Origin of the sequence: Borrelia persica No12 (genome assembly GCF_000500045.1) — a bacterium.
Lineage (GTDB): Bacteria > Spirochaetota > Spirochaetia > Borreliales > Borreliaceae > Borrelia > Borrelia persica.
The window spans coordinates 23,950-36,437 of record NZ_AYOT01000186.1 but is presented as its reverse complement, the minus strand read 5'-3'; the positions used below and the strand labels follow the sequence as shown (position 1 = coordinate 36,437).

Here is a 12,488-nt window from a genome sequence, read left to right as displayed (position 1 = left end):
GAGTATTTATCTTCAATATTTAATGAATTTGTTAGACTAAGATCATCTATTGATAATCTTGGTAATGATATATTCAGGCAGGGTGCATTGTATAGATTGAGGCTCTTGAAGAAAAATTATGTATTAGGTCTTAAGAAAATATTTGATAGTTCAGTGTCTAGAATATATGATGAATTTGTGCAATATGTAGATTATAAAGACCAAAAAAATAATTATTCCGAGCGTTTAGAAATGTTGCAGAGTGATGTATTGGGATTTACAAGTTTTTCAGATTGTTATTCTAAATTGCCTGGTAATAAATCATTTTCTGATGTAAGAAGTATATTAACTGATCCTGAGATTGGGGCAGATCAAGGTTATAGGACATACAGTAATGATGAATTTGATGCTTTACTTAGTCATTGGAATGATGATCAACTTCATGCAATGATTCTTATGTTAGCGACCTTTAGTACTGCAGTAAGTAAATTTGAGAGTAAGCTTGATGCCATTGATGATATAGACAATCTAAAGGATGATTTGATGAAGCCTGAATTACAGATAGGTTTAAGTGCATTTAAAAGGAAACTGAGAGATCAACTTCCATATGAAATAAAGTACGATAAAGTGTATTTAAAAGGTTTATTTGATAAACCTACTGTTGCTGAAGTTTATGAAAATATTTTAATTGCTTTGTCTTTCTTTACTCGTTCTTTGTTTGATGATCATTATTTTTTGTATCTTTCTCAACTTGTGGATATAAAGAACAATTTCATTCTTAGGTATAATGACTTATATGATTTAAATGATTTAAATCTATTATTTGCAATTGGGCATATAGGAAACATAGTATTGGATCCTAATGTTGTTGTTTTTCCTGTTGGCAGACAATATATTGATTTTTATGAATTTTGTTTTTTGTTTGGAGGAGAGAATTCTGAACTTGTCGATTTTATAACTGCTCATTCTGACATTTTTGTATATCAAAAAAAGATTGCACAGGAAATTGATGGTCTTGCAGATTTTGATTCTGAATTAAAGTTTTGGGACAAATATAATAGTGTTTTCAGCGAGTATAGATTATATGTTAAAGAATTGTTTAGTCGTGTTGAGGATGGTACGTTTGATTTTAAATTTGATAAGGAAAGGGACATAAGAGAAAATTATAAGAAAAGATTTGCTGATATTTTAAAAAAGGTTAAGGCTTAGAAATGGTTCTTATTTTTTGTTTAATTTGTTTTTATTTTGATTTGGCTTGATTTGGGTGGTTTATGTTTGCTCATTTGTGGTACTGATTTATGTTATAATGAACTTTATTATTAAATTGGTACTAAAATTTAATAATAATCTTGATAAGAAATATTATTGTCAAGATAAATTTTAAGAGGAGATATTTGATGGTTAGAGAGCAAATTTGTAAAACATTCTTTAAAATCTGTATTTTATTATTGTCATTAATGTTGATACTAGGTTGTAATTTAAGATCACCAAAAACTACTGGGTCTTCAGGTGAATTTAGCAGCAGATCTGGTTTGCGTAGACCTATTATATATAAAGGTGGTGATAGGTTGCAAGGAGGTGGATCTTTTCCAGCAAAGGGTGAACGTGATGATGTTCAGGATGTAGTTGGTGATGGAAATGTAGTTGATAATTTAGTAGCTTACGATAATTTAGAGTCTGTTGTTGTGGCTGATGAACTTAGTGCTTTACTTGATCAATATGGAATAGAAAAAGATAAAAAAATAGCAATTGCATATCTAAAAGAAGTATTATGCAATCCTGTTTTTGGGGATGATGTGGTGGTTTATGATGATGTTAAATTTCGTAAGCTGTTTGTTAGTTGGCAACCAGAGCAAGTTAAAAATGTGTTTAACCTTTTATTTGAGGTGTTTAATAAATTTTTTACAGTGAAATCACTTATTGGTAATATTGGTGAGGATGCATTCAGAAAAGGATTGCGTTATAGATTAAGTTCTTTCACAAAAAATTATGTATTTCCCCTTAGAGGAGTATTTCAAAATCCTTTAACGCGCGTATATGATGAATTAGTTGTAGGATTTTTTGGTCGGCCACATATAAAGAATCATGATCTTTTAAATGATATTGAGGCTGTTGCATCATGTCAGACTTTGGCAAATCGTTATTCTAAATTTTCTGATGATGAGCAGCAAGTAATTAGAGATATGAGAAGCATAGTAACTGATCCAAATATTGCAGTAGGTCAAGGTTATAGGCCATATAATAATGATGATTTTGATTTTGTTCTTAGCTTTTGGGATAATAATCAAATTCGAGAAGTTGTAAGAGTGTATTTGAAATATATTGATAGGAGAAAGTCTTTCTGGAATAGTAGAATGGATACCATTGATAATGTAGACATATACAGTCTAAAAGAGGCTTTGGCAGTCACAAAAAATAGGCTAAGTACGGGTTTAAGGGAACTTAAAATAAAAATATTGACTCCTAATTTTAATTCCAAATCCAGAGACTCTTTGATGTATTTAAAAAAGTGCTTTAATGAACCTATTGCTAATATTCATTATAGTATTGTATCTAATACTGATTCAGTATCTATTGATACTTACTTTGAGAATTACTTTGCAGATATTTATAGGTATCTTTCTGCGAAAGAGAGTTTTACTAATAAGTATACTACTTTCGATAGTCTTAAGCGACGACTAGTTGAAGAGTTGAGAGACATAGTATTTGATACTAATATTGTTGTCTCTAGAGATGCTAGAAAATATAATGAAGATTATGAGTTTTATTTTTTATTCAGAAATGATGACGGTGGTGTTGATTCTTTGATAAGTGGTTGTTTAGCAATGATTGATCTTCAAAAGGAAATTAGTGTGTATATTGATACTTTGGAAAAAGGTTCTGATGTTCAAAGGAAATGTTTGGAGGATTATAATAAGATTATACAAGATTATAAATCGCATTTGAAAGAATTTTTTTGTGGTATTAAAGAGGACACTTTTGAGCTTAAGTCTCAAATCCCATATAATGTGAATTATTATATGAATATTCTTTTTGCGCTTAAAAAATAGGGTAAAGGGCATCCGTCAAAGATTGAAACAATAAGTAGTAGCTAAGTAGCAGGACATTTCAATATTGAGCTTTATCATTAAGAAATTTAAGTAGCATTAATTTACACAATGTGTAAATTAATGTTTGATTATTTATAGTGTCACTTTATGTTGTAATGAGCTAATATTAAATTAATACTGAAAATTTAATAATAATCTTGATAGAAATATTGATATTGAATTTATGATAATCAAGGAATTGATGATCATATGAAAGTTTACGATAATTTGAGGTTTGCCTTTATAGATGATAAGCTTGGTATTTTACTAGATGAATTTGGCATAGATGAAGAGCAAAAATAGTAATGGCGCATGTACGAAAGGTATTGTGTGATCCTTTTATTTGGGATAGGCAAGATGATTATAAGACGTATAGTGCTGCTGGAGTTTTGTAATCAGATTAAAAATTGTAAAAGTATACTGATTATGAGTTTGATACTTTTCTTAGTAGTTGGGATAATAGGCAACTTATAAAAGTTGTTAGAGTGTATTTTCAATATGTTTGTTTTAGGGATTATCTTGAGGCAGAGATCGATATCATTGATAATTTAGACATCCTTGAAGCTTCATATGAGGTAAAGAATAGGCTAGAGACTAGCTTGGTATACTTAAAGAAAGCTTGAAGTCTGAATTTGATTTCACGGTAAATAATTTTTATGTATTTAAAGGAGCCTTTTAGTAAACTTGCTGTTAGTGAAACTCACGATAGTATTGTATCTATCAGTGATTTATCTATTGGTAATAACTTTGAGTATTATTTTTTTGATATTATCAAGTACTTTCCTTTAAAATATTATTTTGTTTAAAAAATAAAAAATAAATAACTAAGTATTTAAGCTGTAACATTAAAAATGTATTTCTGTTATAATAAATCATATTAAAATTAATATTTATTAATAATATTAAATAATATTAATAATCATTTTGATATATATTTATATATAAATAATAATAAATAAAAAAAATTAATTTAACTTGAGAAGAAGGAGATATTTAGTGGCTAGAAGAAGGTATTGTTCTTTATTGTTGTTGATATTGATAATAGGTTGTGATATTACGACTTCAGATGTTTCCAAACTTAATGGCGCATCATTTGTCAATTCTTTGATTGATTGGGGCTCAAATAAAGGCAATGAGCTTGTAAAAAAATCTGATGAGACTGGTGTTGAAATTATAGATGTTGCACTTGATAATTTATTTGATTCACTTGAATTACCAGAGGAAGTGAGAGAATTAATTTTTTATATCAAAGAAGCATTATGCGATCCCAGTATTGTGGATGAGCAAGGTCATTATAAGACGTATGATGATTCTGAAGTGTATGATTTTTTGGAACAATTGGATGCAGAGGAGATTTTTGTAATTGTAGAACATGTGATTTTAACTTTTAGTGCATTACTGGAAGCAAAAATGGCTGTTCTTAGTATTGCTGAGGGTGACTTGAAAAAATCTTTGCAAACTGCATTTGATCTTCAAAGTCAAGCTTATAAGTTGGACTTAAAGAGAATATTTAATGTCCCCATTTTTTCTGTGATATTTGATAATTTGTTACAGTATGAAAATTCTTATATTGGTGACTTTAATAGTATTAGAGACAATGCATTAAATCCAAAAAATTGACAAGTTAAAAGCTATTATCTCCTGTCCTTATCTTAAAGAACAGGAGATGGCTATAAAAGTAAAAATTTATCATAACCTTAATATATTCAATATATTCTTCAATATATTGAATATATATTTGCTTTATGGATAGTATGTATTATCTTTAAAACTAAAGAGTAGATAAGCAATTATTGATAAAAATCGTACAAATTTATATTTGATTTATATTTGGTTTTTTATAACTTGAATTTAGATTATAACCTCAAAAGGGAGGAGGATTAATGAGAAGGGTATGTATAAGATTGTGTATAGTATTTATAATATTTATATTATTCCTTGGTTGTGAGCAAAAACGTTTTTTGGGATTTGGTAATAAGATATTACAAGATGATCCAAAATCAAAGGTTGAGGGTGTAGTGCCACCAGTTGTGGGAGATGATAATCATAATGATGTATCTGGAGTGTTTTTTCTTCCTGATTCAATGGGAGGTTTTATTCCTGTTCCTATAATAAAAAAATCAGCAGCTGCAGTAGGTTTAATCCCAGCAGAAAATCCTGAGGTTGTTCCTGAGATTAAAAGTCCAGTGGATGATCAAAAAAAAGACAAAGCACTGCATAGTCTAGATAGTCTAGGTGAAGATTTGATGGCTGTTTCTGAAGTTAAGGATCCAAAAAATGCTAAAGCGGAAGACAAACAAATAGTTGGTTCAGCGATTTCTAATTCAGCAACGAATTTGGTAGGTGAACTTGGGGAGGAATGGTTGAATGTAAAAAAATATGAAAGGGAGTATAATAATACAATAGATTTTAATACGGCTGTTTGGTCATATATCAGTGTAGAAATGACGAATACACATAAAGGTGCTTTGCAACAATTTCAAAAACTGATAAATCGTTTTGAAGATGCTAAGAACAGGTTTGGTGAGTATAAGTCTTATGATTTGGTATATGAACTTCCTGAGATGATACCTGCGAATGTATTTGATTTGAACAAAATTTCGTTTGCTTTTAATTATAGACCGGAGCATGTTTATATATCTTTTGGTTATTTGGAATATTCATTGTATGCATTGTTATATGGGATTAAGAAAATAGAAGATTTTTATAAAGGAAAAGGACGAGATAGGAGAGATTATTTGGATGCTATTGGTGATTTATTAAATAGAGTGGCAAGCATGACATTTGGTGTTTATGAAAAGGTAACCTTTAGAGGTCGTAGCGGTTATGAGTTTGTTAATAAGAAAAAGTTTGAAACCAATGTAACCAGGGAAGATCTTGTGGATTTTAATCAACAGTTTGAAATTTATTTGCAAAAATTGAGAAAGGTTTCGCGTTGTATATTTAATAATATATTGAATGTGGTGCTTGATCGTGATCCAAAGGGAATTGAAGCTAAAGATTTTTATAAGGTTTTTTATAGGATGAATAATGATCAAAAGATTCAAAACGCAATAAATATTGTAATAGAAGAAAAGGATATGACACTTAAGAAATTTGATGAACTACTTTCTAAAGTTAAAATTTCTAAAGTTAAAAGTATGTAAATAAGTAAAAAAGTTTCTGTAAATTGAATGGTATAAATAATAAATAAGGTATATTTGTTTCATTTATATTTGGAGTTTTTATTGTTTAGATGGTAGAATGATATAATTAATAAAAAATAATTAGAACACAAAAGGAGAATAAATTGATAAAAGTTTGTATGGTATTATGTACGATGTGTATATTATTTCTTGGTTGTGGGCAAAAAGATGTTGGGGGACGTGATTTAAAAAAATTTGAGAAGCGTGATGTAGTTTCTAGGTCATCAGTTGTTGGGCGTGGTGTATTGCCAGTCGTAAGTCCAGGAAAAAAGGATCCAGCAACGGACTTGGAAGGTGCTGATGGAGCAGCAGGTGCGAATGGTCCTGTTTATCTAAATGCAATAGATCTTGAGACAGATATATTAAAAGATCTAAAGGCAAAAACATTCACGGATAGGGAAGGCGTTATAGATCACTTCTTTAGGTTAAGAGAGTCTTTTTTTGTTTTAAAAGGTTTTGAGTATTATCATTCTTTGAATTATAGTGCAACAGATGGAGAGGATGGATCTAAATTTCCTCCTTTAGTACCTGAGGATGTATTAAGTGAATCTGATAGTTCTTTTTCTTTGGGTATTTATAAATCTATGCATATTTATTTATCTTCTTGGAAGAGGGGTGAGAATTATTTGTATGCGTTTTTGTACGGAATGAATCAGATAGAAAAGTCTGTAAAAAAAATAGAAGGAGATGCAGGAGTTTATTTAGATGGTATTAATAGTTTTTTACAGAAAGTGTCAAGTATGACGAGTTTGCTTAGTGCTACTTTAGATTTTTCTAGTGGTAAAGATTCTGCTCTTTTTGAGAAAAAGTTTAGAGAAAATGTAGAAATGGAACGCCTTCAAAATTTTAATGTGGTTTTTGAGAAATATTTGAGAAAATTACAATCTGTTTCAGATTGTATATTTGGTAATGTATTGAGAGTATTGAAAAAAATTGATACAAAAAAAGATTCATCACAAGATTTTTATTCTCTTTTGAATAGAATGAATAATGATACAAAAATTATTGAGGCAATTGATATTGTAAAGAGAGATAAAGATTTTTTGCTTAACGAGTTTGACTCATTATTGGTAAAGTTTGTGTTATGATTGGAATAATTTTAATTTTCGCTTAAGCCTGCGGGAGTTAAGTAATTGATTTTTTCTGTAAGTTAAGTGGTGATTTGGATAGCGATTAATACTTTAATAAAAAGTGTTGAAATTAATAAAAAAATCAGCAGCTGCAGTAGGTTTAATCCCAGCAAGAAAGCCTGAGGTTGTGTCTGGGATTAAGAGTGCAGTTTCAGCAACGAATTTGGTAGGTGAACTTGGGGAGGAATGTTTGAATGTAAGAAAATATGAAAGGGAGTATAGCAATACAATAGATTTTAATACGGTTGTTTGGTCATATATCAGTGTAAGAATGAGGAATACACATAAAGGTGCTTTGCAAGATTATTTGGGTGCTATTGGTGATTTATTAAATAGAGTGGCAAGCATGACATTTGGTGTTTATGAGAAGGTAACCTTTAGCGGTCGTAGTGTTAATGAGTTTGTTAGTAAGAAAAAGTTTGAAACGAATGTAACTAGGGAGGGTCTTGTGGATTTTAATCAACAGTTTGAGATTTATTTGCAAAAATTGCGAAAGGTTTCGGGTTGTATATTTAATAATATATTGAATGTGGTGTTTGATCGTGATCCAAAGGGAATTGAGGCTGAAGATTTTTATAAGGTTTTTTATAGAATGAATAATGATCAAAAGATATTTATATTTGTTGTTTTTATTGCTTGGATGATAAAATAACATAAAATTAATAAAAAATAATTATTAATAAAAAATAATTAGAATGCAAAAGGAGAATAAAATGATAAAAGTTTGTATGGTATTATATACGATGTGTATATTATTTCTTAGTTGTGGGCAAAAAGGTGTTGAGGGACGTGATTTAAGAAGATTGGGTAAGCGTGATGTAGGTCCAAGATATATTCCAAAGTCGGGTGTTGGTAATAATGTTGGAGGTGCGGGGTCGTCAGTTTTGAAGGGTGGTGGGCAAACTGTTGTGTCATCACATGTAGTGAAAGGTCCAGGTGAAGGTTTTGAGACTGAAGTTGTAGATGTGGGTGGTGCATTGCCAGTTGTAAGTCCAGGAAAAAAGGATCCAGCAACGGACTTAGAAGATGATGATGGAACAGCAGGTGCGAATGTTCCTGGTTATCAAAATACAATAGATCTTGGGGAAGATATATTAAAAGATCTAGAGGCAAAAACATTCACGGATAGGGAAGGCGTTGTAGATCACTTCTTTAGGCTAAAAGAGTCTTTTTCTGTTTTAGAAAATTTTAAGTATTATAGTCCTTTGAATTATCGTGCAGAAGTTGGAGAGGATGGATCTAAATTTCCTTCTTTTACATCTAATGATGTATTAAAGTTATCTCGTGTTCCTTTTTCTTGGGGTGTTTATGACATTCGGAATATTTATTTATCTTCTTGGAGGAGTAAGAATTATTTGTATGCGTTTTTGTACGGAATGAATCAGATAGAAAAGTCTGTGAGAGAAGTAAAAGGAGATGTAGGAGTTTATTTAGCTGGTATTAATAGTTTTTTACAGAAGATGTCAAGTATGACGTATAATCTTGATGTTTGTTTATCTTTTCCTAGTACTAAAGCTAAAGATTCTACTCTTCTTGAGAAAAAATTTAGAAAGCATATAGAAATTAAACGCATTAGAAATTTTAATTCAAATTTTGAGAAATATTTGAAAAAATTAAAATCTGTTTCAGATTGTATATTTGGTAATGTATTGAGAGTATTGAAAAAAATTGATACAGAAAAAGATTCATCACAAGATTTTTATTCTCTTTTTAATAAAATGAATAATGATACAAAAATTACTGAGGCAATTGATATTGTAGTTAGAGATAAAGATTCTTTGATTCAATATTTTAAATCGATATTGAACGATCTTGATTTTTAGGATAAGTCTGCGGGAGTTAAATAATTGATTCTTCTGTAAGTTAAGTGGTGATTGGATATCGATTAATACTTGAATAAAAATTGTTGAAATTAATAAAAAAATCAACAGCTGCAGTAGGTTTAATCCCAGCAAAAAAGCCTGAGGTTGTGTCTGGGATTAAGAGTGCAGTTTCAGCAACGAATTTGGTAGGTGAACTTGGGGAGGAATGTTTGAATGTAAGAAAATATGAAAGGGAGTATAGCAATACAATAGATTTTAATACGGTTGTTTGGTCATATATCAGTGTAAGAATGAGGAATACACATAAAGGTGCTTTGCAAGATTATTTGGGTGCTATTGGTGATTTATTAAATAGAGTGGCAAGCATGACATTTGATATTTATGAGAAGGTAACCTTTAGCGGTCGTAGTGTTAATGAGTTTGTTAGTAAGAAAAAGTTTGAAACCAATGTAACTAGGGAAGATCTTGTGGATTTTAATCAATAGTTTGAGATTTATTTGCAAAAATTGAGAAAGGTTTCGCGTTGTATATTTAATAATATTAAGACACTTAAAAAATTTGATGAACTACTTTCTAAAGTTAAAATTTCTAAAGTTAAAAGTATGTAAATAAGTAGAAAAGTTTCTGTAAATTAAATGATATAAATAATAAATAAGGTATATTTGTTGTTTTTATTGCTTGGATGATAAAATAATATATATTAATAAAAAGTAATTAGAATACGAAAGGAGAATAAAATGATAAGAGTGTGTATGGGATTATGTGCAATGTGTATATTATTCCTTAGTTGTGGACAAAAAGGTGTTGGGGGACTTGATTTAAGCAAATTGGGTAATCGTGATTTAGGTCCAAGATATATTCCAAAGTCGGGTGTTGGTAGTAATGTTGGAGGTGCTGGGTCGTCAGTTTTGAAGGGTGGTGGGCAAACTGTTGTGTCATCACATGTAGTGAAAGGTCCAGGTGAAGGTTTTGAGACTGAAGTTGTAGATGTGGGTGGTGCATTGCCAGTTGTAAGTCCAGGAAAAAAGGATCCAGCAACGGACTTAGAAGATGATGATGGAACAGCAGGTGCGAATGTTCCTGGTTATCAAAATACAATAGATCTTGGGGAAGATATATTAAAAGATCTAGAGGCAGAAACATTCACAGATAGGGAAGGCGTTGTAGATCACTTCTTTAGGCTAAAAGAGTCTTTTTCTATTTTAACAGGTTTTAAATCTGATTATCCTTTGAATTATCGTGCAGAAGTTGGAGAGGATGGATCTAAATTTCCTTCTTTTACACCTGATAATGTATTAAGTTTATCTCGTGGTTCTTTTTCTTGGGGTATTTATAAACCTTGGGATATTTATTTAGTTTCTTTTAAAAGAGGTAAGAATTATTTGTATGCGTTTCTATACGGAATGAATCAGATACAAAATTCTGCGAGAAAAGTAAAAGGAGATGTAGGAGTTTATTTAGCTGGTATTAATAGTTTTTTACGGAAGGTGTCAAGTATGACGCATGGGTTTGATGTTTCGTTATATTTTTCTGGTAGTAAAAGTTCTATTCTTCTTGAGAGAAAGTTTCGAGATTCTGTAGCAATGAAACTCATTATAGGTTTTAATTTACGTTTTGAGAAATATTTGAAAAAATTAAAAAATGTTTCAAATTGTATATTGGGTAATGTATTGAGAGTATTTGAAAGAATTGATACAGAAAAAGATTCATCACAAGATTTTTATTCTCTTTTTAATAAAATGAATAATGATACAAAAATTACTGAGGCAATTGATATTGTAAAGAGGGATAAAGATTTTTTGGTTAGATATTTTAAATCACTATTGAACGATCTTGATTTTTAGGATAAGCCTGTGGGAGTTAAATAATTGATTTTTTTTGTAAGTTAAGTGGTGATTGGATAGCGAGTAATACTTTAATAAAAAGTGTTAAAATATTTATTAAATTGATTAAATGTAATTTAGTTTTGTGTTTTTTTATTGTAATTAAACTAAAGGGCATATAAGCATATGTCAATATAGTAATAGTAAAACTTATATTTTATTTATAGGTGGTGGTGTTTTGTGATTTGAATGATAAAATAACATGTCAAAAAAAGGAGGATTAATGTTAAGAGTGTATGTGGTATTATATGTAATTTGTATATTGCTTTTTAGTTGTAGGCAAGGGAGTCCTGAAGCAGTCTATACAAATCAATCGGGAAAATATGGTTTAGAAACAGATGGTAATGGTGTAGGATCGTCGGTTTTGATTAAAAGATTGTATGACCGTTATTATGGAAATGATATAGATCTTGAAACAGGTATTTTGACAGGTCTCAAGGCAAGACAGTCACAGACAAAGGAAGAAGCTTTGAAACACTTTCATGAGCTGGTAGATTCTTTTAAGTTTTATGGAAAAAATTTTGTGGCAATTAATCCTTTTACTTTGGATGTAGAGGGAATATTCGGATTTCCTGCTCTAATACCTTCATCTATATTTACTAAAAGTTCTGTTCCGTCTCAAGTTGGGCAATATGATGCTGATGATGTTTATGCGACTTTTCGTTATGATCCAAATTACTTGTATGCATTGATATATTCGATTAAGAGGATGAATGATGTCTATTTAAAAACGCCAGTAGAAAAAAAACATTATTCAGATGCTATGGCTAATTTAATAAATAAATTGGCAAGTATGACAAGTGGACTTTATCCCCGTTTAACTTTTAGTAAGCGTGCATATTATCAGTCTATTGATTATGAGAACTTTAAAAATCTTGTAAAGGTTCAAGATCTGATAGCTTTTAATGAGCAGCTTGAGATATATTTAAGAAAATTGAGTAGGGTTGCAGATCGTGTATTGGGTAATATATTACAGGTATTGCTTAATTGTGATCCAGAAAAACTTGAAGCAGAAGATTTGTATGAGATTTTTGATAAAATGAATAATGATCAAAAAATTCAAACGGCAATAAATGTTATGGTGGGATCTAAGGACGCTGTATGTGACAGTTTTGAGAAATTGTATATGGACTCTTTTTTTGCGGCACAAATGGGTCAAGGTGATAATTGATTTGTAGGAAGTTGATTTCCAGTAATTTTCTTACAACTTTTGTATCAATTTTTATACTTTTATTATTTATTATGTAGTGTTTTGTAATGTGAATAATAAACTCAAAAAAGTTGAATTAGACGGTTCAGTATGTTCTGAGCCAATAATTTGAAGCTTTTGTGGCTGTTGTTGAAGTGGCAAGTTCAGAACCACAGCTACAGAAGCAATTGGTTGCACGTATCATTGGTA

At 30.1% G+C, this 12,488-nt stretch carries 11 protein-coding genes; all 11 read left to right on the top strand.

Going from position 1 to position 12,488, the window contains the following annotated elements; translation table 11 throughout:
* A partial coding sequence (locus U881_RS12845) for a BTA121 domain-containing protein surface lipoprotein (protein WP_024653675.1) occupies positions 1-1,188 on the top strand: 1,188 nt, incomplete at its 5' end.
* A gap of 188 nt (positions 1,189-1,376) precedes the next feature.
* Complete coding sequence (locus U881_RS0106230) at positions 1,377-3,029, top strand: BTA121 domain-containing protein surface lipoprotein (RefSeq protein WP_024653674.1); 1,653 nt, start codon at positions 1,377-1,379, stop codon at positions 3,027-3,029.
* Between the two features lie 524 nt (positions 3,030-3,553).
* Complete coding sequence (locus U881_RS12840) at positions 3,554-3,691, top strand: hypothetical protein (protein ID WP_160164809.1); 138 nt, start codon at positions 3,554-3,556, stop codon at positions 3,689-3,691.
* 373 nt (positions 3,692-4,064) lie between these two features.
* Positions 4,065-4,688 (top strand): BTA121 domain-containing protein surface lipoprotein, encoded by a 624-nt coding sequence (locus U881_RS0106215; protein ID WP_051374053.1) that lies wholly within the window; start codon positions 4,065-4,067, stop codon positions 4,686-4,688.
* A 263-nt stretch (positions 4,689-4,951) separates the two neighbouring features.
* On the top strand, positions 4,952-6,214 hold the full coding sequence (locus tag U881_RS0106210) for a hypothetical protein (protein ID WP_024653672.1): 1,263 nt from the start codon (positions 4,952-4,954) through the stop codon (positions 6,212-6,214).
* Positions 6,215-6,357: 143 nt separating this feature from the next.
* Positions 6,358-7,341, top strand: coding sequence for a hypothetical protein (locus tag U881_RS0106205; protein WP_024653671.1), 984 nt, complete (start codon positions 6,358-6,360; stop codon positions 7,339-7,341).
* A 106-nt stretch (positions 7,342-7,447) separates the two neighbouring features.
* The gene (locus U881_RS0106200; protein WP_160164808.1) at positions 7,448-8,035 is read left to right on the top strand and encodes a hypothetical protein; all 588 of its coding nucleotides are present in this window, start codon (positions 7,448-7,450) and stop codon (positions 8,033-8,035) included.
* Positions 8,036-8,096: 61 nt separating this feature from the next.
* Entirely contained in the window at positions 8,097-9,206 is a 1,110-nt protein-coding gene (locus tag U881_RS0106195) for a hypothetical protein (protein ID WP_024653669.1), read from the top strand.
* Positions 9,207-9,289: 83 nt separating this feature from the next.
* Complete coding sequence (locus U881_RS0106190; RefSeq protein WP_024653668.1) at positions 9,290-9,691, top strand: hypothetical protein; 402 nt, start codon at positions 9,290-9,292, stop codon at positions 9,689-9,691.
* Between the two features lie 252 nt (positions 9,692-9,943).
* On the top strand, positions 9,944-11,050 hold the full coding sequence (locus U881_RS0106185) for a hypothetical protein (protein WP_024653667.1): 1,107 nt from the start codon (positions 9,944-9,946) through the stop codon (positions 11,048-11,050).
* Positions 11,051-11,312: 262 nt separating this feature from the next.
* Positions 11,313-12,260 (top strand): hypothetical protein, encoded by a 948-nt coding sequence (locus U881_RS0106180; protein WP_024653666.1) that lies wholly within the window; start codon positions 11,313-11,315, stop codon positions 12,258-12,260.
* The last annotated feature ends 228 nt before the right edge of the window (positions 12,261-12,488 follow it).